Source organism: Candidatus Bathyarchaeota archaeon (genome assembly GCA_026014465.1).
GTDB lineage: Archaea > Thermoproteota > Bathyarchaeia > Bathyarchaeales > Bathycorpusculaceae > JADGNF01.
The window spans coordinates 1,247,940-1,271,181 of record JAOZID010000010.1; the positions used below are offsets into that span (position 1 = coordinate 1,247,940).

At 47.1% G+C, this 23,242-nt stretch carries 23 protein-coding genes; 7 read left to right on the forward strand and 16 right to left on the reverse strand.

The window, feature by feature from the left end; genetic code table 11:
• The first annotated feature begins 32 nt into the window (after positions 1 to 32).
• From NWF04_08575 to NWF04_08590, 4 genes are all read left to right on the forward strand, one after another.
• A complete protein-coding gene (locus tag NWF04_08575) occupies positions 33 to 299 on the forward strand; it encodes a hypothetical protein (GenBank protein ID MCW4006628.1) in 267 nt (88 codons plus the stop codon).
• A 17-nt stretch (positions 300 to 316) separates the two neighbouring features.
• Positions 317 to 1,069, forward strand: a complete 753-nt coding sequence (locus tag NWF04_08580; protein ID MCW4006629.1) for a geranylgeranylglyceryl/heptaprenylglyceryl phosphate synthase — start codon at positions 317 to 319, stop codon at positions 1,067 to 1,069.
• Positions 1,070 to 1,151: 82 nt separating this feature from the next.
• Complete coding sequence (locus NWF04_08585; GenBank protein MCW4006630.1) at positions 1,152 to 4,580, forward strand: DNA polymerase II large subunit; 3,429 nt, start codon at positions 1,152 to 1,154, stop codon at positions 4,578 to 4,580.
• The gene (locus tag NWF04_08590; protein ID MCW4006631.1) at positions 4,567 to 4,887 is read left to right on the forward strand and encodes an ArsR family transcriptional regulator; all 321 of its coding nucleotides are present in this window, start codon (positions 4,567 to 4,569) and stop codon (positions 4,885 to 4,887) included. Before NWF04_08585 ends, NWF04_08590 begins: the two co-directional genes overlap by 14 nt.
• A gap of 6 nt (positions 4,888 to 4,893) precedes the next feature.
• Here NWF04_08590 and NWF04_08595 read toward each other — a convergent pair whose 3' ends face one another.
• From NWF04_08595 to twy1, 10 genes are all read right to left on the reverse strand, one after another.
• Positions 4,894 to 5,181: a nucleotide pyrophosphohydrolase gene (locus tag NWF04_08595; GenBank protein ID MCW4006632.1), complete on the reverse strand. Its 288-nt coding sequence runs from the start codon at positions 5,179 to 5,181 to the stop codon at positions 4,894 to 4,896.
• 25 nt (positions 5,182 to 5,206) lie between these two features.
• Positions 5,207 to 6,451 (reverse strand): Glu/Leu/Phe/Val dehydrogenase, encoded by a 1,245-nt coding sequence (locus NWF04_08600; GenBank protein MCW4006633.1) that lies wholly within the window; start codon positions 6,449 to 6,451, stop codon positions 5,207 to 5,209.
• Positions 6,452 to 6,522: 71 nt separating this feature from the next.
• Positions 6,523 to 7,122, reverse strand: a complete 600-nt coding sequence (locus tag NWF04_08605) for a PH domain-containing protein (GenBank protein MCW4006634.1) — start codon at positions 7,120 to 7,122, stop codon at positions 6,523 to 6,525.
• A gap of 90 nt (positions 7,123 to 7,212) precedes the next feature.
• Complete coding sequence (locus NWF04_08610; protein ID MCW4006635.1) at positions 7,213 to 7,554, reverse strand: hypothetical protein; 342 nt, start codon at positions 7,552 to 7,554, stop codon at positions 7,213 to 7,215.
• A 12-nt stretch (positions 7,555 to 7,566) separates the two neighbouring features.
• Positions 7,567 to 8,805 (reverse strand): replication factor C large subunit, encoded by a 1,239-nt coding sequence (locus NWF04_08615; protein MCW4006636.1) that lies wholly within the window; start codon positions 8,803 to 8,805, stop codon positions 7,567 to 7,569.
• A complete protein-coding gene (locus tag NWF04_08620) occupies positions 8,802 to 9,797 on the reverse strand; it encodes a replication factor C small subunit (GenBank protein ID MCW4006637.1) in 996 nt (331 codons plus the stop codon). Before NWF04_08620 ends, NWF04_08615 begins: the two co-directional genes overlap by 4 nt.
• A 108-nt stretch (positions 9,798 to 9,905) precedes the next feature.
• Positions 9,906 to 10,256 carry a methionine--tRNA ligase subunit beta gene (gene metG / locus NWF04_08625; GenBank protein MCW4006638.1) on the reverse strand — a complete coding sequence of 117 codons (351 nt, stop codon included), beginning with the start codon at positions 10,254 to 10,256 and terminating at the stop codon, positions 9,906 to 9,908.
• A 106-nt stretch (positions 10,257 to 10,362) separates the two neighbouring features.
• Entirely contained in the window at positions 10,363 to 11,010 is a 648-nt protein-coding gene (locus tag NWF04_08630; protein ID MCW4006639.1) for a hypothetical protein, read from the reverse strand.
• A 68-nt stretch (positions 11,011 to 11,078) separates the two neighbouring features.
• Positions 11,079 to 11,276: a hypothetical protein gene (locus NWF04_08635; GenBank protein MCW4006640.1), complete on the reverse strand. Its 198-nt coding sequence runs from the start codon at positions 11,274 to 11,276 to the stop codon at positions 11,079 to 11,081.
• 149 nt (positions 11,277 to 11,425) lie between these two features.
• Positions 11,426 to 12,388: a 4-demethylwyosine synthase TYW1 gene (gene twy1, locus NWF04_08640; protein MCW4006641.1), complete on the reverse strand. Its 963-nt coding sequence runs from the start codon at positions 12,386 to 12,388 to the stop codon at positions 11,426 to 11,428.
• Between the two features lie 209 nt (positions 12,389 to 12,597).
• Between twy1 and NWF04_08645 the strand changes: the two genes are divergently transcribed.
• Positions 12,598 to 14,688, forward strand: coding sequence for a hypothetical protein (locus NWF04_08645; protein MCW4006642.1), 2,091 nt, complete (start codon positions 12,598 to 12,600; stop codon positions 14,686 to 14,688).
• A 510-nt stretch (positions 14,689 to 15,198) separates the two neighbouring features.
• On the opposite strand, the gene NWF04_08650 is transcribed toward NWF04_08645, so the two are convergent.
• Complete coding sequence (locus tag NWF04_08650; protein MCW4006643.1) at positions 15,199 to 15,360, reverse strand: DNA-directed RNA polymerase subunit P; 162 nt, start codon at positions 15,358 to 15,360, stop codon at positions 15,199 to 15,201.
• A gap of 80 nt (positions 15,361 to 15,440) precedes the next feature.
• On the opposite strand from NWF04_08650, the gene NWF04_08655 reads away from it, so the two are divergent.
• Both NWF04_08655 and NWF04_08660 read left to right on the forward strand, forming a co-directional pair.
• A complete protein-coding gene (locus NWF04_08655; protein ID MCW4006644.1) occupies positions 15,441 to 16,283 on the forward strand; it encodes a class I SAM-dependent methyltransferase family protein in 843 nt (280 codons plus the stop codon).
• 92 nt (positions 16,284 to 16,375) lie between these two features.
• Positions 16,376 to 16,648 carry a Trm112 family protein gene (locus NWF04_08660; GenBank protein ID MCW4006645.1) on the forward strand — a complete coding sequence of 91 codons (273 nt, stop codon included), beginning with the start codon at positions 16,376 to 16,378 and terminating at the stop codon, positions 16,646 to 16,648.
• Between the two features lie 15 nt (positions 16,649 to 16,663).
• Here the strand turns inward: NWF04_08660 and NWF04_08665 are convergent, their stop codons facing one another.
• From NWF04_08665 to guaA, 5 genes are all read right to left on the reverse strand, one after another.
• Positions 16,664 to 17,608 (reverse strand): Gfo/Idh/MocA family oxidoreductase, encoded by a 945-nt coding sequence (locus tag NWF04_08665; GenBank protein ID MCW4006646.1) that lies wholly within the window; start codon positions 17,606 to 17,608, stop codon positions 16,664 to 16,666.
• The gene (locus NWF04_08670) at positions 17,605 to 18,936 is read right to left on the reverse strand and encodes a nucleotide sugar dehydrogenase (GenBank protein ID MCW4006647.1); all 1,332 of its coding nucleotides are present in this window, start codon (positions 18,934 to 18,936) and stop codon (positions 17,605 to 17,607) included. The genes NWF04_08665 and NWF04_08670 overlap by 4 nt, the downstream gene beginning before the upstream one ends.
• 35 nt (positions 18,937 to 18,971) lie before the next feature.
• Positions 18,972 to 20,342, reverse strand: a complete 1,371-nt coding sequence (gene glmM / locus NWF04_08675) for a phosphoglucosamine mutase (protein ID MCW4006648.1) — start codon at positions 20,340 to 20,342, stop codon at positions 18,972 to 18,974.
• Between the two features lie 16 nt (positions 20,343 to 20,358).
• Positions 20,359 to 21,441, reverse strand: a complete 1,083-nt coding sequence (locus tag NWF04_08680) for an NDP-sugar synthase (GenBank protein ID MCW4006649.1) — start codon at positions 21,439 to 21,441, stop codon at positions 20,359 to 20,361.
• A gap of 79 nt (positions 21,442 to 21,520) precedes the next feature.
• A complete protein-coding gene (guaA, locus tag NWF04_08685; protein ID MCW4006650.1) occupies positions 21,521 to 23,068 on the reverse strand; it encodes a glutamine-hydrolyzing GMP synthase in 1,548 nt (515 codons plus the stop codon).
• Between the last annotated feature and the right edge of the window lie 174 nt (positions 23,069 to 23,242).

Consider the following 23,242-nt stretch of genomic DNA (forward strand, 5'->3'; position numbering starts at 1 on the left):
CGAATAACCTTTCCGATACAGAGGATGTTAATATGGGGCGAAGAAGAAAAAAAGTTATTCACATTCCAAAGAAACGTTTACCTAAATTCTTCTCCTGCCCTAGATGCGGAAAAGAAACCGTTTGTGTAGATATTTTGCGAGAAGAAAACCGCGCAACCGCAAACTGTAGCAGTTGTGGCTTGCAAGAAGAGTTCCCAATTAAACCTGCACAGGGCGAAGTAGATGTTTACTGCATGTTCACCGACAGCGTCTATGGGTCCTCACGAAAATCATCTATGACAAACACTGAAGGTGCCTAACAGGTAAGGTATGCAGCATGCTTGGGCGTGTTGAAAAGTATTTGCTTGAAAAACTTCGCTCTGACGGCGCAGTTCACATGACACTTTTAGACCCTGAAGAAGTAACAGTTGCCCAAGCCACCCAAATCGCCGAAAACTCTTGCAGCAACGGAACCACCGCCATAATGATAGGCGGCTCCACAGTTTCTTCTCAAAACCACCTCGACGACGTAGTGCAAGCCATAAAAAAAGCTGTAGACCTCCCCACCGTCTTGTTCCCAGGCAACGTAAATGGAATTAGCCGCTACGCCGACGCCATCTGGTTCATGTCCATGCTCAACTCCGTAGACCCATACTTTTTGATGGGTGTCCAAATTCTAGGTGCGCCTTTAGTGAAGAAGTACGGTATAGAGCCTATTTCTATGGGTTACATAATTGTGGGGGATGGCGGAACTGCGGGTATAGTTGGTAGAGCAATATCTGTTCCGTACAATAAACCTGAACTTGCAGCAGCGCATGCTATGGCGGGGCAGTACCTTGGAATGCGTTTCATTTACTTAGAAGGCGGGTCAGGAGCAAAAAATCCAGTTCCTCCTGAAATGATTGGCACCGTTAAGAAACTCATAGATGTTCCCCTTATCGTGGGTGGTGGGATTAGAACCAAAGAACAAGCGTGGACTGCTGCTTCGGCAGGCGCAGACATAATCGTTACTGGTAACGTGGTCGAAAGCGTGGGGTCTGCCCAAAAAGTCGCCGAGATAATTAGCGGCATCAAAAAAGTCAACCAATAACCCTTTTAGCTCTTTCTTGGCAAATGTTTTTCTTTAGAAACCCAAAAAAGCTGCGTTGTTCACCTGATAGGTAGAGAGCCTTATGCCTAGAGAAGTTAGCGCGTCGTATAATGATTACATTTCTTGCATGGAAACTGAGCTTAAGCAAATGTATGACTTAAGCGATAAGGCACGCGCAAAAGGTCTTGACCCCGCATTGAAAACTGAATGCATCATTGCGCATGACATCGCCGACTTGGTTGAGGGCTTGGTGGGTCCAAAAGGCGTAGCAGCTAGCATCCGTGAATTAAACAAAACGTTGGGGCGAGAGGAAATTGCGTTCAAGATTACTGAGCAAATTGTTCACGGCAAGTTTGGAGAGATGCACCCTGAAGAGGCTGCTGAGCAGGCGATTCGAACGGCTCTTGCCATTTTCACCGAAGGCTTAACCGCCGCACCCATCCAAGGCGTCGCTCAAGTTAAAATCAAGGCAAACAGCGACCAAACGCGGTATTTGGCCATTTATTTTGCTGGTCCAATTCGTTCGGCGGGCGGCACTGACCAAGCGTTAACTCTTGTAGTGGGTGACCACGTACGCAAACAGTTGGGACTAGATAAGTACAAGCCAACTCCCGAGGAGGTCTCACGGTTTGTAGAGGAACTTCGCACGTTTGAACGCTCCGTAGGCAGGTTCCAGTACCACATCCCTGACGCCGAACTCAAAAAAGCCCTTGACCTAATACCCGTAGAAGTAACCGGCACAGAATCTGACCCCGTAGAAGTTTCCTCCTACCGAAACCTCCCCCGCATAGAAACCAACCGCGTCCGAGGTGGAGCCCTGCGAGTTGTAAACGACGGCATAGTGGGACGCGCACTCAAAGTTTTAATCATCGTGGAAAAACTCGGTTTCCAAGGCTGGGACTGGCTAGCCGACTTCAAAAAGAAAAAAACTGAACAAAAAAAATCTGGCGGCTTCATGGACGACGTCATTGCAGGGCGTCCCATCTTCGCTTTTCCCTCTCGCCGCGGCGGCTTTAGGCTCAGGTACGGGCGTGCTAGGAACACGGGTTTGTCGGCGGTGGGTATTCATCCTGCTACGATGCTTGTTGTGGAGAGTTTTTTGGCGGCGGGTACACAGATGCGTTTAGAGCTTCCTGGAAAAGGCGGCGTTACCATGCCCGTGGACACGATTGAGCCGCCCGTGGTTTTGCTCAAAGACGACTCAGTGGTTAGGGTTTCCACTTCAAACTTTAAAAGCCTAAAAGGGCAAATCCAAAAAATCCTCTTTTTAGGCGACATACTCATCAGCTTTGGCGACTTCCTCTACACCAACAAGGCTCTTCTCCCCTCTGGGTACGTGGAAGAATGGTGGATAAAAGACCTAAAACACGCAATCAAAACACGTTTCAACGATGACTTAAACAAAGCCGCCACCGCTGCTGGCATTTCATCAAAGACACTTGAGAACTTGTTTTTGGACCCCTTGGGCGGGGAGTTTACTGTAAAAGACGCTTTTGCCCTCTCAAAGAGCTTGGAGGTGCCTTTGTATCCGCGGTTTAATTTTTTCTGGTCTAATCTTTCCTCCGCAAAAGAAGTTCAGCTGCTAAAAGATTGGCTCTCAAACTCCAAAGTAAGCTACGTTGACGGCTGCGTTACCTCGATTACTGGGGAACTAGACGAGAACACCGCGACTGTTCTACGTAAAATATATGCGCCACAAAAAGTCTTGGATGGACAAATTCTGCTTGAAGGCGAAGATGCCTGCGCTTTAGCATGCTTGTTAGGGTACGATAGCTCTCGAACCTTAGCGGATTCTGTGGATTCTGTGTTTGAAGCTGTTAGTGCTCTTTCGGGTGTGGAAGTTAGGGATAAAGCTCCGACTTTTGTTGGTGCACGCATGGGCAGGCCTGAAAAAGCTAAAAGACGCGAAATGAAGCCGCTGGTGCACGTTTTGTTCCCTGTTAGTTTGGCGGGTGGTTCTCATAGGGACTTGGTGGAGGCGGGGCGTAAAGGCCCTGTTTTTGTTGAAACCGTCAAGCGTAAATGCCCCAAGTGCCGTGACTTCACATTGAGCGTTTTGTGCCCCAAATGCGGATGTGAAACAGAGGTCGAGTATTTTTGTCCTCGCTGTGGCAGACCCTTAAAAAAAGAGGTTGGTTGCCCTGAATGCAAGGCTGAGGGCGTTCCGTATCAGCGTCAACCCTTCAATTTCAAGAAGCTAATTGCTGAGGTTTCCACTGGTTTGGGGATTCCTCCTCCTAAGCAGCTGCGCGGCGTTAAAGGCTTAACAAACGAGGACAAAACCCCCGAGATAATCCAAAAAGGCATCCTGCGCGCTAAACATAACCTCTCTGTCTACAAGGACGGCACCATCCGATTCGACGCCACCAACGCCCCTTTAACCCACATCAAACCTGGCGAAATCGGGGTTTCAGTAGAAAAACTGCGTCAACTCGGCTACACCTACGACATCCACGGCGCCCCGCTACGTGACCCTGAGCAGATTTTGGAGCTAAAAATCCAAGACATAGTGATTCCGTGGAACGCTGCGGAATATTTTGTTCATGTGGCTAATTTTATTGATGAGCTTTTAGAGCGCGTCTACAATCTTCCACGGTACTATAACGTGAAGGCTCCTGAAGAGCTTGTTGGGCACTTAGTTATGGGTTTAGCCCCCCACACCTGCGCGTGCATCCTAGGACGCGTAGTCGGCTTCACTAACCTTAAGCTGATTTATGCTCATCCAATTTGGCATTCTGCAAAACGCCGCGACTGCGACGGAGACGAAGACGCCATCATCTTGGCTTTGGACACGCTCCTAAACTTTTCCAAACGGTATTTGCCCGCGGCAATTGGCGGCATAATGGATGCTCCAATGGAGTTGATTCCGTTTGTTAACACGCGTGAGGTTCAACGGCAAGCCCATGACTGCGATGTTGACGGCGACTACCCCTTAGAGATGTACCTGCAAAGCCTCAAAAAAACCGACGCCAAACAACTAACCAAGATAATGGATTTAGTAAGCCACAGATTGGGGACACCCGCGCAGTTTGAAGGGTTCCTCTACACCACTCCCGTATCCAACGTGAACATGGGTAACTCCGAAAGCAGCTACAAACAACTCAAATCCATGATTGAAAAACTCAATCTCCAACTTGAACTGGGCGAAAGAATCGACGCCGTTGACGTTCGCCACGTAGCCATGAAAGTGTTAACCACCCATTTCATACGTGACATATCAGGAAACCTACGTGCATTCTCCACCCAAGCCTTCCGATGCAAATCCTGCAACAAACGCTTCCGACGCCTTCCCCTCCAAGGAAAATGCCCGTTTTGCGGCGGCAAATTCACTTTAACCGTGTATCGCGGCGGCATAGAAAAATACCTTGCGCCCGCCCAGCAAATGGTCGACAAATACGGCTTGCCCAACTACTACACCCAACGAATGATGCTTATCAAAGACGAACTTCACTACATGTTCGATAATAAAAAACCCAAACAAGCCAGCCTCCTAGATTTTGGGCAAACCTAAAAAGCTTTTCAACACCACCCAAATACTAACTATCAAGCAGGTGCCAACCATAAAACGTAGCCTTCACCCCAACGCTTACTTGCTCCACATCAAAAACATACGCAAAGGTCTCTCTGCCCGCTCAAAAATCCTCAACTACCTCGACAGCAACCAAGCCAGCGCCTCAGCCATCGCAACAAAAACGCGGCTCTCTTACGGCGTTGTGATGCATCATCTGCGGCTTTTAGAAACCGCCTCTGCCGTTAAACGCAAGGGCACGCGTCCCTACATTTGGCTAGCTACGGGTTCAGGGCAAACGCGCCTGTAACAGATTTTAGAAGGTGCATTGACAAGGTGCGGCGCCGCATTTGGGGCATTTGTGCGGGTACTTGTTTAATGCGGCTTTTTCCAAGTCAACATCAACAATGTTAGCCAAAGACGCCAGCCACGCGATGACATCTGCAAACTCTTTCTCCAGCGCCTCTTTATCGTTGCCCTCCAACGCTTCAGCTAACTCTTTAACTTCATCTAGTAGCCAATCAAACGTCCCCTTCACACCACGCTCAATATCCCTATGAAAAAACAACTGCCTCATCATATCCTGAAATTCCCTAATCTCCACCGTTCTACGCCTCCGCTTTAGCTGGTTATGGCCACAGTCCCAGAGTTTTTATGGCTTGGGCTACTCTGCCTACTCCGAGCATGAGCGCGCCTGTTCGCATGTCGCTTTCCTCTTTCCTGCTTAAGGCGTAGACGTCGTTGAAGGCTTTGGTCATTTTAGCTTCGAGTTTACGATTTACTTCGTGCAGTGCCCATTGTTCGCGGGTTAGGTTTTGTACCCACTCAAAGTAGCTAACAGTTACGCCGCCGCTGTTGGCGAGTATGTCGGGGATTAGGCAGGTTCCTTTTTCATGTAAAATCCTGTCAGCTTGGGGGGTTGTTGGTCCGTTGGCGGCTTCTGCGACTACTTGGGCTTTGATTTGGTCAGCGTTTTTTTGTGTTATCTGGTTTTCTAAGGCGGCGGGGATTAGTATGTCACATTGGCATTCGAGCAATTCTTCGTTGGTTTTGTTGGCGGCTTCTTTGAAGTTTTGCACTGACCCTGTTTTTTCTTTATGTGCAAGAAGTTTTGTGATGTTTATGCCGTTTGGGTTGTAGACTGCGCCTGTGGAGTCGCTTATGGCTACGACTTTGCATCCGAGTTCGCTGGCGGTTTTTGCAGCGCTGTATCCTACGTTACCAAACCCCTGAACTGCTACCGTGGCGTTCCCGAGTTTGAGGTTTATTTTTGGGGCGGCTTCTTTGATGCAGTGAATTACGCCTCTGCCTGTGGCTTCCAGTCTGCCTTCGGAGCCGCCAATTTCTACGGGTTTGCCCGTAACGCTTTCAGGAACACGGTACCCTTTGAGTTGGCTGTATGTGTCCATTATCCACGCCATCGTCTGCCCGTCCGTGTACATGTCAGGCGCAGGAATGTCGCGTTGGGGTCCTAGGTAGTCAAAGATTAGGCTTACGTATCTGCGGGTTAACCGCTCCAGCTCTTGGGTGCTTAGTTTTTTGGTGTCGACGCATACGGCGCCTTTGGCTCCTCCGTAGGGTATGTCGGCTATGGCGCATTTCCATGTCATGAGCATGGCTAGGGCGGTGGCTTCGTTGAATGTGCTGGTTGGGTAATAGCGAATGCCACCCTTGAAGGGTCCGCGGACGTCCCAGTGTTGCACTCGTAGTCCTTGGAACACTTCTACTGAGCCGTCGTCCATTCGGATATCTATGGAAACCCTGATGGAGCGTTTAGGATGGCTTAGTATCTTGTAGATTCCCCCATCCAAACCCAGTTTTTGAGAAGCCAACTCTAACTGCGCTAAAGCAACACTCAACGGCGTCTGGGTCATACTAGAATCTCCCAAAAGAGTTCTTTCACACAAATTTCAAAACTTCTCCCATTACCCCTTTTATTACGCGTTTATTTTTCGACTGCCTCACGTATCCTACGCAGTTCCTTGAGCATTTCCTGATTCACGTTCTTCGCTGGATCAGCTTTTGCCTCAACCGCAACAGGCTCCACACCCTTAACAAAATTCATAATCACGTCTTTGACCTCCTCGAAATCCTTTACGCCAAAGATTTCTGCTTCGCCTGTTTTGTATCCTGAACTGCTAGCTCCTGAAAAACCCGCCGTCTGTATTGACAGTCTGCCTATTCCATAGCGTCTGGAGATTGGTCCTTGATAGGTGTTAACGTTTGTTATACGATTGTAGGGTACAACACTCTTGGTTTTCCACCATACGCCTTTTCTGACTACTAGCTCGTCATCTTCCAGATAATATTTTATGGATATGTGGAATCTGGGAATCCAGTATGACGCAATTGCCACTACAATTAACAGTGGAGCTAAAACTGAAAGCGCCACTATAATTCCCGCCAACGCTTCTCCAATTAACACCAAACCCACTGTCAGCGGTATTATCCATGAAAGGAACCCGCATAAAAGCGTAATCGCAAGATATGTTTGGTACAGCTTAATCAACTGTACATCTGCTCCAAACTCTTTCACAAGAACCACATACTTCGCCTCTTAAACAAACTGTAACTTCTAATTTTCTTATTTAGCTTCCTAAACATCAAGTTTGCTCTTTAGCTAAAAAAGAATAACTCAAAGCAAAAGCTGCTGTTTTTCTTGACGTATCTTTCCTTCTTCGAGGCAGTTTCCGCAGACGCAGGTGAAGGGCAAGTTTCGGGTGTTGCAGATTTCGTAGTATTTGCATTCTATGCAGGGAAAGTCTTTGCCGCAGATTAGGCAGTTTTGTTTGAAGCCGACGTGTTTGTCGTTTAGGATTTCTGATATAGCGTCTATGGCTTTGTCGATGTTATTGTAGTCTTTTACGCTAAAAGTGCCGCTGCCACGGTCATAATTCAAACCCAACCGCAATAGCAAAACAAACTTTTCCTTTTCCATGCGCGGAAGCCTAAACGATTTTTTATTCAAAACAACCAAGTAGCATGCCTCCTAAAACTTTTTCATCTTCCGTACGAAATCAACCTCTTCAGGCTCCAACTCTAGCCACGTCATCAACGACTCCGCCTCCTGCTTCTCAAGCTTTTCTAACATTATTTTGAGAAACGGTATGAACTCTTCTTTGGCGGTCTGTTTTGAAACGTGACATTGGTGCCCGATTTTGCCGCAGATATTTGCTAGGGTGGTGCGTTTGCCTTTTGACCAAAACAGCGTAATGACCCTGATGGGCGGCGAAATCAACGTGAATGGTTTGTATGTTTCGGGTGAAACCCCTGCCGCTAATGCTAAGCAGTTAAAGAAGTATCGCAAAAGATGCCAGTACTCAACTCCTACTCTGCCACGGTACACGTCTGCTTGAGAAATAAAATCATACGCCCTAGCTAGCTCCTCTGGGTCAGAGTACCGCAACGGTAAATTATCCCCGATAGCCATGAGCAAATCATCATAGTTCGCGTTGGAACTAGACAGCAGCCTAGATGCTTCTTCTACGGATTTAGCTGAGAAATATCCGCGTAGGGTTTCGTCCATGTTGGTGTCTTTGTTTCTTATGCCCAAAACGGTGGTGTCCTGCGCGGTGAGGGTTTTGCCTTTTTCGGCGATGCTTTGCAAATCGTTTATGGCTGAACGCATGTCGCCGCGGCTGTTTTGGGCAATCATCTCTAACGCTTCAAACTCTGCCTCTATACCTTCTTGCTTGCAGATACTGCGCAAAGTAACAATAATAAGCGGGATTCTTACCTGCTGGAACCTGATTAGCACGCAAACTTTTTTGAGGGGACGCAGCTTTTGCAAGTCAGGGTCGTTAGCTGCCATAATCACGGGGGTACGCGCTTGCTCCACGATTTTTATTATGGCGCTTACTCCGCCGCGGTCTTCATTGCCTGCTATGCCGTCAACTTCATCCATGAACAAGATGTTGCCTTTGCTTTCCCGCGAAAACATGTCCAACGCCATAAACGAGGTCGCAGGCGACGCCACAGCTTTCACGGCTTTCTCGGTACGTGTGTCGCTGGCATTCATCTCTATGACTATAAAATTGAATTCTTTGGCTACCGCGTTCACCAGCGTAGTTTTGCCTACTCCGGGGGGACCATAAAGCAGCACCGCCTTTTTTTTGCGGCGTTTACTTTGCAGCCAATCAACAAAGGCAGCTTTGGCTTCTTCGTTTCCTACAACATCAGCTACTCTTTTTGGGCGGTATTTTTCAACCCACAACAAGTCCTCTTTCAAAGGTTCTCCCCTTGGGCTTTGCCAACTTTGCCGAACTGGGCAAGCAACGCACTAAGCTGAATGTCACTGTTGGCTCCCTGTGTCAAACGATAATCATACTCCCCGATAATGTTGGATAATTCGGCTTTATCCTCAGGCGTCAAAGTGGACATTTTGAAGAGTTCACGCTGCATCTGCCTTACAATTTCGGTTCCTGAAAAACCAAACGACCCCATAAGGTCATACATGATTTTTCTTGCCTCCACAAAGCTGCCATACAGTGCTTTGCGTATCATGATTTGCACTTGGGCGGGGCTTGCTTCTCCGATGACTTGGGCGACGACTTTTTCGTCAATCTGCTTGCTGTATGCTGCCGCGGTTTGCAGGGCGTTGATTGCGTGCCTGAGGTCTCCTTCAGCGTAGTCCACAATTTTTTCTGCTGCTTCCGATGCTAAGGTGAGGTTTTCTTGTTTTGCGATGTAACCTAAGTGGTCTATCATGGCTTTGCGTTCAAGCTTGCTAAAGCGAAATACGGCGCATCGGCTTTGGATGGGTTCAATGATTTTTGCTGAATAGTTGCATATGAGTATGAACCTAGACGTGCGGGAGCTGGTTTCCATGATTCTCCTAAGCGCGGTCTGCGCAGGACCTGTCATTTGGTCGCTTTCATCCAGTATAATTAACGCGAAGGGGACGTTTCCAAAGGCGGTTCGGCTGTAGCGCGAGAAGTCTTTGACTCTTTCTCTAACAGTGTCAATTCCTCTTTCGTCAGAGGCGTTGAGTTCAAGCGTAAACGTTCTCCAGTTTTCCCCGTACAGTTCACGGGCGATACAAAGCGCCAACGTGGTTTTTCCTGTACCTGGAATGCCCGCAAAAAGCAGGTGAGGCATAGTTTTTGGGTTTCTCATGAACGCCTTCAAACTTTCCACGACATCTTTTAAGCCTACAACTTCATCTAGCTTCTTGGGTCGGTACTTCTCAACCCACATCAATGCTTCTTCTTTAGCTGCCATGAAATAACCCTCAAATAACGCAAGGTAACGTATTCTGCTTTCCTAATTTACTTTTCCCACTTAAACGCTTAAAGGTGCGAAAACAAAACTTGGTTGTTTGCCGCGTAATTAGCCTATTGTGCTTCCTTCTGCAACGTCTTTTTCGGGCTGCAAAACTGAAACGTTGCCCTCTTGGTCTTCTGCCGCCAAAATCATGCACTGCGACTCCAACCCCGCAAGCGTACGCCTCTGCAAATTTAGCAAAAACACGCATTTTTTGCCCACAAGCTCCTCAGGCGTGTAGTACTGCTTCAACCCAGCTATCGCTTGCCTGTGCTCATCTCCAAAATCAACCACAACCCTAAGTAGCTTCTTAGACTTAGGAACAGCCTCCACCTCAAGAATCTTGCCCACACGCAAATCCAGCTTCAAAAACTCATCAAATGCTATCTCAGGCTTAACCTCTGCTTCAGTTTCCATGTCTACTCGCCAAAAAACCTCTACACAAATACCGTATTAAGGCTTCGCAAACAAAAACCAAAAACCCGCGCCTTCTGTTTTGCCTGCGCACAAAAAGAACTGTTGCCTACTCCTTGTTTGTGTTGGTTTGTAGTTTTGTTTCAAAGCTTTTGAGGTAGTCTTGTAGGGCTTTTCGGCGGACTTCTTGAGTTATGTCGCCGCGGGTGGCTTCGATTATTTTTCGGCTGACATCGTTTTTTCTTCTTAACCCCTGAACCATCATGTATGCTTCATCAAGGGCTTCTAGTTCTACGTAGATTTCATCCATGGTTTGCAGGCACTTTTCTGCTTTTTCCACGTTGCCTTCACGCAGCTCGTCTAGGGCTAATCGTCTGCATTCGCCCACGACATCTGCTAAGCCCAAAGCGTACTCGACGGGGGGCACTTCGATTTCTGCAACTGACAGGAAACGGTCTTCTTCAATGAGTGTTATGAAGATGTTGGCTTCGGCGTATTCTTGAAGGGCGTCGCTAAACATGCCTCCGTAAATTAGGGCGGGGTAGTCTTTGGCTGTTTCGCGAAGGTTGTGTATGTTTTCTTTGGCTTTTGCTAGTTGGGTTTTGGCTTCGTCGAGTTTTTTTTGGTGGCTAAGAAGTATGGCTTGCTTGGATAAACTGAGGGTTTTGCGGGTTTTCTCCTGCATGGCCTTGCGGGTTTCTTCTTTTTGCGTTAGCTCTTTTTTTATTTCTTCTAACAAGTCTTTCAAAGAAGTCATGTTCGCTTTCCACCCAGTATTGGTTATTCTAAAAATAGAGTTGGGGAATGTGCTTATAGGTTTGCTTTTTACTCTTCGGGTTGTTCTGGGCCATCCCATTTTTCAACGACGAGTTTATCGTCTCCAAGTTTAAAGCTTACTTTGACAAAAATGCTGTCAGCTCCCTTGAATGGGAACATGCTGTCTTCTGCTAGGTCCTTGGGCAAATAAACGAGGTATTTGCCGTCTTTTCTTCTGAACAATCGTCCTCTTCCTTCGCTTACCATAAGTCACCCTCCTCTTACTTTGTTCGGAGTTAACTGCAGTGTACCTAAAAGTGGGTATTTAAAGTTTATTTTCACGTTTCTACTGGCAACCCTGCTGATTAACTTCAAAAACCTAAAAAAATGAATGATTTGCTAGGCATAACCCGTTTTTACGAAGAAGAAAATCGGGTAGGCTTTTCCTGTTTACTCAACAAGACGACCCTGCTGTCAGGCGCCTCATCAATAAGCTTGTACCCTGTTTCTTTGGCTAACTGCGACGCAAACTCATAAACGTCCTTATGTTTGGGCATGTTGTCAAACCCTAAACGCAACCCCGAAAAACCAACATGCATGTACGCTTTGGCTTCAATATAGGTGGGGTTGGCTTTATCCACCAGCTTGGCATAACCCGCGATGTCTTGCATGTTCAAGTTTTTAACAAGTGTAGTTCGAATCACCGTTGGGCACTTGAAACTGGGCATAAACTCCAACGTCTCATTAACTTTCTCCCAAAGATTGGGCAACTGCGGGCGGCAGACTCTGTCGTAGGTTTTCTGGTTGGGCGCGCAAACAGAGACATACATTTGCGTGGGTTCCTCACTTAACTGCGAAAGCTTCTGAGGCAACGTGCCGTTAGAAACCAAAAACGTAGTAAGCCCCCGCGAATGAAGGGTGCGTATGAGCTCTCCCAAAGGCGCATAAAGAGTCGGCTCCCCCGTCAAGCTTATTGCAACATGCTTAGGCGTGAAAGCTTCCCTAAAATTTTCCATATTAATCCTCGGGTGCCCCTTATAGCCCCCTAAAATCCTGTTTTGCTCCTCCAGTATCCCTTGGGCGATTTCTTGGGGCGGATCCCACTGGGGTAGTTTCATTTCGTCCCAGCGTATTTGCAGGTCTCCGTTTTGGGCGCGCCAGCAAAACAGGCATTGTTGTGTGCAGTAAAACATGGCGGGCGACATTTGGATGCACTGGTGTGATTTGATGCCGTAGAATTTTTGTTTGTAGCAGGATCTGCCGCTGGTCAATGCTTCATAGAACCATTTGCATCTTTTCACGGCGGAGTGCTTAACTACTCTGTGGTACTTTTGTTTTTTTAGCGCTTGTATTAGCGAGGCTGGAACCAAATCTTCCAAAGGTTTCTCCCTTTTCGTGGCGTTTGTGTTAGAGAAAATGGCTTAAACAGTTATAAGTTAGCCCTGCCAAACGTGCGGTTCTGTTTTCTTTTCTGCACAAACCTGTGGTGGTTTTGGGTTCGTGGATTATGGGCAAAGTTTAAAATGTTTCTCAGGTAGTAGATTGTTCCATCACACGAAAACGTTTATTGAAATGAGGCGACAGTTGGTTGAAACATAAAGCTGCTGCGTTGACTCTTCTGCTTTTGATGAGTGCTGCTTTTCTGCTTGTACCTACCCCCGTTGTTGAGGGGCAATCTCCAGTAGGATTTACAATCCTGCAAGTTGTTATGCAAGGCGAATTCCAAGGTATAACTTCTGCATCTGTTGATGACCCCATAACCGTCAACGCAGGCATGAACACCTTCAATGGACCATACACCATGTTCTTTGACGGCTCTATTGTGGAAACCAACAACGCCACTGGGTATTATGTAGCCTCAAACTTCACTGTTCCACATGTTCCTGCAGGTGCGTATACTATAACCCTGCAAGATGACACTTTAGCAAGCAACACCACCTACAGCTTTGAGGTTATAACAGCCTACATCGTTGAACCCGTCGCTCCCGCTTCTCCTCTGCAGCTACAGGAAGGCAACGATGTAACTTTTGATGTTGCAGTTACTGGAGGCGAACCAAACACCCAATACAACGCCAACATAACCCTAAAACTGCCTGAACCGCTAAACACCACATATTCAAAAATGGTTTCTCTAACCACCTCTGATGTAGGAACCGCACAAACACAAATTACTTTTCCCGACTCAACATTTACCCCCTCAGGCTCCACCACCAACTACGCAGGAACCTACAAAGCATACTTCAACCTCACCGACAACCTAGCCCAAAAAAACTTTGACATAGGCATTACCGATAAAACCCAATACATCCGCCAAGAAACCGTAACCATAAACGCCGTTGACTACCAGCCCAGCCAAACCGCCACCTTAACCATCACACACGACGACACCACCGTTCTCTCTCAAACTCTAACAGCTTCAAGCGAAGGCAAACTATCCGCAACCTGGCAAATCCCAAGCACCGCAACTCTAGGAACCTACAACGTAACAATAACAACCCAAAACTCGCCCAAAGCAATTGTTGACTCACAAACTTTCGAGCTTCCAGGCGCCCCAATGATTTTCCAGACCGTAAACTTGGCTGGAGAACCAGTTAACGACGTTTTGCTTGAGGTATTGGACCATGCTTCAGGGGCGGTGTACAGTGAAACCACTGGAATTTATGGTACTGCTTCTATGAATCTTGAAGAAGGCGACGTGACGGTATCTGCCTACTTGCATTCGGCTAAAGTGGGTGAAACTCAGTTGTCCGTAAAAGAAAACGGAACCTACACCATAACCTGCAGCTTAACTAACCTAGAAATCCGAGTGCGAGAAAAAAATGGTGTTGCCATACCCTTTGTTGATTTGGATTTGTATTTTGAATACACCACACGCACGGGCGCAACAGAATCAGGTTACGCCACTGGGCAAACTAACTCTTCAGGCATCTTCGTTTTTCCCTCAACCCTGCCCAACGTGGACTGCATCGTTAACGCGTCAAAATACGGCGCCGTCTTCAACCTAAACAACAACACCATATCTGACCTGCCCGAGCAACCCTCTTCACAGGTAACCATACTTTGCCCCGAAAAAACGCTCGCCCTAACCGTTGTTGATTCTGGTCTAAACGCAGTACCCAACTCCCGTATTGTTCTTACTGAGCAAGACAGCGGACTATACTACACCAAAACCGCCGACGGCAACGGAGCCGCTCAACTCAGCGTAGTCTTTGGCAGATACGACGTAAGCGTCTACACTGCAAACGACGTTTTACTCAACCAAACCACCCTAACAGTCACAAGCAACACCCAAACCCAAATCAAATGTGTCTACAATCTTGACGTCTCCGTAAAAGTGGTAGACTACTTCGGAGCCCCTATATCTGGTATAAACGTCCAACTTAGCGGCGACAACGCAGAAACGCAAACCGCTACCACTCAAGGCGACGGCACCGTAGTCTTCACCAATTTGATTGGCGGCACCATAGAAATTGCAGCTTATCCGTCAGGCGATGAAAACTCGTTTGTGGCAACCAGCCTCCAGCTTGACTCCTCAACGGATGTGCAGTTGGCACTTGCCCAGTACGTCGCTTTAGGCTCCCTGCTGGTTGATGCGAGTTTGTTGCTGACTTTGTGCGTTGTCTTGGCTGCGGTTTTGCTGTTCTTGGGCATAGAACTGTACCGAAGAAAACGGCGTTAACCTCCTTTTGCAACCTTTGTGTGTAAATGGGCAATGTTTACTGGGAAGCAAAAAAGTTTATATGCTCTTTTTGATGTCTATCTCTTTTTAAGAGACTATCCGTGCAACGTTAAACTCTCTTATGTGGACACTTGAGGTATAACCGTTGGCCCAAGCAAAAGCTTGTTCTCCGAAATGCCCCTCTTTTAAATGCTCAAAAAAATCCGCGTACTTCCGACGTGACTCTGTCTGGTGCAGATGGACTGAAGAACAGTGTGATGTTGCAAACTGCATGTACTCTATGTGCGTTAAACGTCGCCTGCTCCCTCGTGGTATCTGTGGGGAAACCGTGAAACGTAAGACAGTAGAAAAAGATTTCGAAGACGTTCTGGATGAACCTGTGAAACTTAAGGGAAAAGCCCTTCGCAGATTCGGAGACGACGACTTCTACTAAACATACAGGATGCACAAACAGTTTTTTAACTAAACCTAAAGCTGCGCCAACCCTTTTTTGCAGGCGCTTTTGCTTGGTTATTTTGCCTGTATGCGTTTAACTACTGGCGGTTTTACTTTCTTTAGGATGCGGTAACCGCAGATTATGCATTTTGTTTCGCCGCCTCTCATATCCAATTCTTCAGCTGGAACTCTTGAGCCGCAACGCATACACTCGTAAACAATACCTGTTTCTTCCATACAAGTTACCTCGTCTACAAAGGAAAAGTATTTTGCTTTTAAACGTTTCCAATGCCCTTTACTTAACAAAGGGTGAAAGCTTGCCCAAACATGCAAAAAAGTCTCTAGCCAATGTTCTGGCAGCAGAAGGCGTTTTTGGGGTTTACAGTTCTTTTGATGTTGTGGGTGATATTGCAATAGTCAAGTCACCTTCTAAGGAGACCGCTCAGGCGGTTGGGAAGGCTATCCTTAGGCGTCACAGCAACGTGAAGACTGTTTTAGCTCAAACAGGGGGCGTTAGAGGTGACTACAGGCTGCGCAAGCTTTGGGTAGTTGCAGGTGAAAACAAAACAAAAACCGTCCACAAAGAATCAGGCTGCCTCTTTAGCATAGACGTGCAATCATGCTATTTCTCGCCTCGACTGCAGCATGAACGACGGCGCATCGCAAAGCAAACCCAACCCCACGAAACCATCGTCAACATGTTCGCCGGCGTAGGCTGCTTCTCCTTAGTCATAGCAAAAAAAGTACCCTCCACAAAAATATACTCCATAGACATCAACCCCACAGCGTACGAGTTCATTCAAGAAAACATCCAGCTAAACCACGCATCCAACCAAGTTTTTCCTATGCTTGGTGACGCCAAAGAACTCATCCAAAGCCACCTGCAAGGTCAAGCTGACCGCGTTTTAATGCCGCTCCCCGAAAAAGCCTTATCCTATCTCCCATGCGCTATTTCTGCCCTCAAACCCCAAGGCGGCTACCTGCACGTTCACATTTTTGAACACGCCACCAAACATGAAAACCCCAAAGAAAAAACCCGTAAAAACCTGCAAGAACACCTCGACTCCACCAACAAAAACTACGCAATTTCTCATATGCGGCTAGTGCGTCACACGGGTCCAAACTGGTTTCATTTAGTTGCCGACGTACAAATCACCTGACCGTTGTTTGATTTTTTGTTGTTTGGGTTATTCGTTTGCTGAGGAAATCTTAATAGTCTGATCTTGTGATACTCCTTTCGTGGGAATCTGTGATGAAACGAAAACTTATGGAAATTCTTGCTTGCCCCATTGATAAGCATCATCCGTTGGAGCTTCATGTTTTTGAAGAAACAGACGAAGTTGTCGAAGGCTTAATTGTCTGCCCCCAATGCCAAAGGTGGTATCCAATACGCGACGAAATCCCCGAGATGCTGCCTGATGATTTGCGAAAAGAAACCGAAGATTTGCCTTTCCTAAAGAAATGGAAAACTCAGGCACCCCCAAGCATAGTGACTGAGGGTAAACCCTTTAATCTAAAAGGGTAACAGGCCCGTTTTTTATTATAGTTTGATTGCTTGGTTTTTTTCTGATGATTGTTGGGCGGCAATTGCAATCTGTAGAGCTTTTATGCCGTCGGCACCTGTTATAATTGGTTGTTTGTTCTCTAAGATGCACTGTGCAAAATGCTCCAGTTCCGTTTTTAGCGGTTCTTTAAATGCGGTTCTGGGCTGCACCGACTGCTCCTTGTTTTCGATGACTACTTCTTGGGAAATGTAGTCAAGCTGCATAATAGCATCGCTACCCGTGACTGTCAACTTGCGGGTTTTGTACGGCGTTAACCAGTTTGATTCGATAAACGCGCTTCTTCCGCCTTCGAAGGTGAGCATGATTTGGGCGTAATCTTCAAACTGGCGGTGACGCATGCTTCCCAGTTTTGCATACACGCTAATTGGGTCTTCACCAGAAACGTAGCGCATAATGTCTATGTCGTGGATAGCTGTGTCTTTGACGACGCCGACATCGCCTATTCGTTCAGGCCACTGTGAGACTCTTTTGGCGGTTGCCGACACGAATTCTCCGATGCCCTTGGTTTCCACGGCTTCTCTGATTTGCTGCACTCCGGGGATGAAGCGCATCAAGAACCCAACTGAAAGCTTTAAGCCGTTGGCGTCGGCGGTTTTTATGAGGGTTTGTGCTTGCTGCGTGGTTGTTGCCATGGGTTTCTCCACAAGGACATGTTTTTCAGCATGCAACGCTTTTAGGGCTTCTTGGGCAAGCATAGTTGACCACGTACAGATGCTTACGGCGTTGACCTGCTCATCTTTTAGCATCTCGTCGCTGCTGGTGTACGCTTTTGCCCCAAACCTCTCCGCAATACTTTGAGCCCTTTCTTTGTTAACGTCACATATAGCAATTAATTCGGTGGATTCGAGTTCTTTGTAGATTCTTGCGTGGTTTTTTCCCCAAAATCCTGTACCTACAACAGCAACGCCTAGCTTTTTCATTTGGTTCCTGCTCCTAAGCCTTGATAGGTGAATCCTGCTGCATCCGCTTTTTGCGGGTCAACTTTTTGCGTTAAATCCACAATAGCCGCGGGATGCTTCATTACTACATGTAGCTTCTTAAGGTTTAACCTTTTAAGCTGGTCCTGCTCAGACAAAATCACGATGCAATCTGTGCCTTCCACGGTTTCGTTTAGGGTTCTTTTACCCGCGCGTGTGCCCTCCTGCCTTTTATCTGCGCTCTGGGGGTCATAAAAGTTGATTTTCGCGCCCTTAGCTTCTAGCAGCTCCACAAGATCTGCCCCTGCAGTTCCCGCCGTTACTGTGGCGCCTATAACCGCGATTTTTGCGCGTCTTACGGGTTTATTGCAGCTTCTAAGCGCCTGCTGCGTCAAATTAAACGCGTGCCTAACCATGTCCTCGTTTATTTTCCGGGCAACCTTGGGCAAATGAAATCTAAAACCAAGGTTCTCAGCGCTGTCCAAAAGCAAATACACCTCTTCACGCGTGTCCTCCTCCGCTATAGTTGGCAACGCAAGTTCACGTTTTCCCGCCAAAAGCTTGCTTGCTTCCCCGTAATCCACCCCTGCTTTTTCACAAAAAACCGCCAACTCATTAACAAACGCCACTTCTACATCGCGTTTAACAACCGAAAACAACGCGGCGACTTCCGCAGTTTTCAAATCAGAAATTTTTTTTACGCCTTTTTTTGTTAGGGTCTCAAAGATTAGGGCGGTTGCTTCTAGGCTTTTGTTGTCGCTGGCGGCGATTTTGATTTCTTCGTTGCCAATTTGTTCTGCTCCCTGAATTACGGGGTTGTAGGCTAAAGCAAAGTCTTCGCCTGTTTTGTATCCTGACGTGTTCTCCAAAGTTTCTTTAACTGCGGTTTCGATAACGCCCAATCCTGCGGTGCCCCCGTAAACCACCATGCTCCCCTTTGGAAGAGCCACGCCAACTTGCTTACAACAGCTAACAACTTTGGTGTACTGAGCCGCCTTCTTAGAATCAATTCTCGCGCCTACAGTTATTACAATTATGCTGCTTTGGACAACTGCCTTCTTCAAATCTCCCGTAACCGATATTCTCTCTGCCCTGAGGAACCTTTTGAGTTTGATTTCGGTTTCGTGGTCGCCGTTTTGTATACTGCCTTTTGATAAATGTCTGACTGCGCTTTGGTTAGCATCTACGCATGTTACTTTGTAGCCTGCTTCTGCAAAAGCTAGAGCATAAAAAACTCCTTTTTGCCCACACCCTACAATGCATACAGCGTAGGCGTTGCGTTTTTCGGGCGTGTCTACTTCTTCTTTTTTTAGTTGTAGGAGAGCAAGCAAGGAGGTATCGCCGCTTAAAGGATAAGCGGGCTTTCTTAAATTGTTTCAAGTATGGCTTCGAGTTTGCTTTGGTATTCTTTGACTAGGTCTTTGGCTCTTTGGGGTGTTTTGGCTTCTGCATACATCCTAAATGCGGGTTCGGTTCCGCTGGGTCGAAGCAGGATTGCGCTTTTGTCGTCAAACCAGATTTTTGCGCCGTCTAACGTGTTGATGTTCATGCCTTTTAGTTGCTCTAAGAGTTTCTCTAGCAGTTTTGGTTTTTGCTCGTTTGTGCATTCAACTGTGCCTTTTTCGATGAAGTACTGTGGCTGTTCTGCAACAAGCTCTGAAAGACTCTTACCCGTTTCCTCCATGATATTCAAAAGCAAAGCAGTCGTCATAGCGCCATCACGCACAGCTTGATGTGGACCATAAAAGACTCCTCCGTTTTCTTCTCCGCCCAAAACAGCGTTAATTTCCTTCATCTTCTGCGAAACCGTGACGCTTCCAACTTTTGTCCAGACAATCTCGCCCTTGTACGCATCGGCTACGTCCTTGATAAGCGTGGAAGAACTAACAGGGGTGACGATTTTGGAGTTGGGGTTTTTTATCAGGAACTGTTTTTCGACGACTGCAAAGCTTTTGTCGCCCATGTGGATTTGCCCCGTTTCGTCGACGAATATGGAGCGGTCAGCATCGCCGTCAAAGGCTACACCCAAATCTGCGCCTATAGCTTTCACGGTCTTTGATAACACCGAGAGGTTTTCTGGGCGCGGCTCAGGCATCCTTCCTGGGAACGTGCCGTCGATGTTGGCGTTTATGCTGGTTATTTTGCATCCTAATTCACGCATGAGAATCGGCGCGGCTAATCCTCCGACGCTGTTGGCGGCGTCAATGACAACATGGAACTGTTTTTTAGCGATTTTCTCTACGTTAACATGTTTTTTCATGGCTTCCACATATTCGCCGTTTACGTTGTCGAGTTCGTGGGTGCTGCCAAGTTTGTTCCAGGGGGCGTACTGGATTTTGTTTTCGAAGTAGATGTTTTCGATTTCGGCTTCTTGTTCGTGGCTGGTTTCTATGCCGTCGCTCCAGATGGCTTTGATGCCGTTGTAGTGGGGGGGATTGTGTGAAGCGGTTATGATTACTCCGCCGTCCATTTTGTGGTTTTTAACGGCGAACTGCAAGGCTGGGGTGGGTGCCATGCCTGCAAAATATACGTTGCAGCCAGTAGCCATCAACCCTGAAATGACTGCTTTGGAAAACATGGCTCCGCTGGTTCGGGCGTCATGACCTACCAGCAGGTTCTTGTTTGCTCCAAAAAATGTCCCTATCGATGACCCTGCTTTCACTGCTATTTCAGGGGTTAATTCTTGATTAACGACTCCGCGGATGCCGTTTGTTCCAAACAGTTTTTTTGAACTCATACTTTATTCTCCTTTTTTAACAGATTTGTTTTGTATTTATTTTTAGTGTATCTTCTGAAACTTCTTTGGCTGGGCAAACCTTGTATTTTTCTGAAAACGCCACTGCATCTTTGATTTTTGCTTGGTCTGCAATTATGCATCCCTCGCTGACTTGTACGTTCTTGCCTATAACGGCGCTCTCACCGATTAATGCTCCTGATATGACTGCGCCATCTTGGATTTGGGCGTCAGCAAAAACCACTGAATCTTTTATCTGCACGTTTTTTCCAACAGAAACGTTCTTGCCCAATACCGCATAAGGACCAACTATTGAGCCTTCGCCAATAGTTACGCCCTCATCAAACGCGACGGGTCCTTTTACTTCAAAACCGTTGCCTTTGGACTGCGCCTGTTTAGCTGACAGCTTATCAAGCAGCATCATGTTTGTCTGCAAATACTCCTCAGGCTTACCAATATCTATCCACAAACCCTCAACCTTATGCCCAAAAAACGCGCCTTTCTCAGCTAACTTGGGGAAAACCTCCCGTTCCATCGAAACCGCTCGCCCTTCAGGAATGTAATCAAAAATTTCTGGACTCAACACGTAGACTCCCGCGTTTATAAAATTAGTTGGAGCGGTTCCTTTGGGTGGTTTTTCGATGAACCGTTTGATCTGGTTGTTTTCAGAGAGTTCTGCTACGCCGTATCTGCTGGGGTCTTCTACTTCATGCAGGGCAATGGTGGCTATGGATTGACCTTGTTTGTGGTTTTCAAAAATTTCTTTATAGTTTATGTCGGTGAACAAGTCGCCGTTCAAAACTAAGAAGGGTTCGTCGTTGCCGATTAGTTCTTGGGCTTTTTTTATGGGTCCCGCGGTTCCCAACGGCATTTTTGGGGGGTCTTGGGAGAATGATAGTTTTAATCCTGCGGTTGGGGTGTTTTGCTGTCTTATGTGGAATTCTGTTAAGCCGTTAACTGCTAGCACGGCTTCTTCTACGCCGTCTTTTGCGAGGCGTTCAAAAGTCCATTGAAGCAGGGGTTTGTTGACGATTGGGAACAGGGCTTTGGGGCGTGTACACGTCAGGGGTCTTAGCCGAGTTCCAAAGCCGCCGATTAGGATTAGCGCTTTCAGGGAATCTTACACTCCAGCGTAGTATTCACCCCTTTTTGAAATATAAAGTGTTATGGACTTAAGCTCTTTACTCCCACTCTATAGTCGCAGGCGGCTTGTGCGTAATATCATAAACCACATGCGTAACCTCAGGAACCTCATTAGTTATTTTCGTCGAAATCCTCTCCAGCACATCGTAGGGTAGTTGCGCGAAATTAGCTGTCATGGCTTCGCGGCTTTCCATAACTCTTACCGCAACCACGTACCCGTACGCTCGAGAATCTCCCTTCACACCCGTCGCGCGAGTATCAGTTAAAACCGCAAAGTACTGCCAAAGCTTCTCACCCAAACCGTTACGCTCTATTTCCTCACGAACAATTGCATCCGCTTTCTTGGCGACCTTGACTTTTTCTTGGGTTAACTCGCCAATTATCCTAACCGCCAAGCCTGGACCTGGAAACGGCTGCCTATTAACCAATTCGTCGGGCAAGCCTAGCATCTTGGCGACTTTACGCACTTCATCTTTGTAGAGGTCACGCAGGGGCTCAACAATTTTCTTAAAGTCCATCTTGGAGGGTAACCCTGCAACGTTGTGGTGTGATTTGATTACGTCAGAGTTTTTTCTGCAGCCTGACTCGATTCTATCGGGATAAATTGTTCCCTGCAGCAGATACTGGGCACCTGATTTTCGTGCTTTCTCCTCGAAAACCCTGATGAATTCTTCGCCGATGACTTTGCGTTTCCTTTCAGGGTCAACGACGCCCTCTAATTTTTTGATGAAGCGTTCTTGCTCTTTGGCAATTACCAAGTTTATGTCAAATTTTTCAAAGGTCTCTTTGATTGCTTCAGGTTCGCCTTCACGCATGAAACCGTGGTCTACAAACACCGCCGTGAGTTTATCCCCTAACGCTTGAGCCGCCAAAGCAGTTGCCACACTCGAATCTATCCCTCCGCTTAACCCAATAATTGCGGGGGCTTGTCCTACGTCTGTTTTTATTTCTGCAACCATCTTTTCGATGAGGTCTTCCATTTTCCAGTTGGCTTCGCACTTGCATATTTCGAAGATAAAGTTGCGTAGCATGAGCATGCCTTTTTTGGTGTGTATTACTTCTGGGTGCCATTGCAAGCCGTAGATGGGTTTTTGTTTATGCCTGTACGCGGCTACGGGGCAGCTTGAGGTATGCGCAAGGGTTTCAAACTCTTCGGGCAACGACAAGACGGTATCGCCGTGGCTCATCCACACCGTTTCTTTCTCGTCTAACCCTTTTAGCACGCCTGCGGGTTTGTCGATGTTGACTTGGGCGATGCCATATTCTCTGCATGAGGCGGGTTTGACTTCGCCTTTGACTATCTGCGAGATGAGCTGGTGACCATAGCATAGACCTAAAACTGGCAGGTTCTCTAAGATTTTAGGGTTGATTCTGGGCGCGTTTTCGTCGTAGACACTAGAGGGACCTCCTGAAAACACCAGGCCTTTGACGTTGACTTTCTCGTTTAGCGCCTTGATTTCCTGTGGCGAGATGTCGTGGGGAACAATCTCTGAGTAAACGCCGTGCTCTCTTATTCTTCTGCCTATCAAATGGCAGTATTGCCCTCCAAAATCCAAAACCAAAACGGTATCATACTTTGTTTGCATCTGCTATGCTCACAGGTTTACTAGGGGGGCAAATTCTAGTAATTTAAGATTCCTCTTCATGTTTCGCTGTTGCTTGTGCTTTTTTCTGCTTTGTTTGTGTTGTTTGTTTTGAGAACGTGCGTTCGTTTTGTCTGCTGGGAAACTAAACTTTTATAAACACATTTTCTTTTTTAT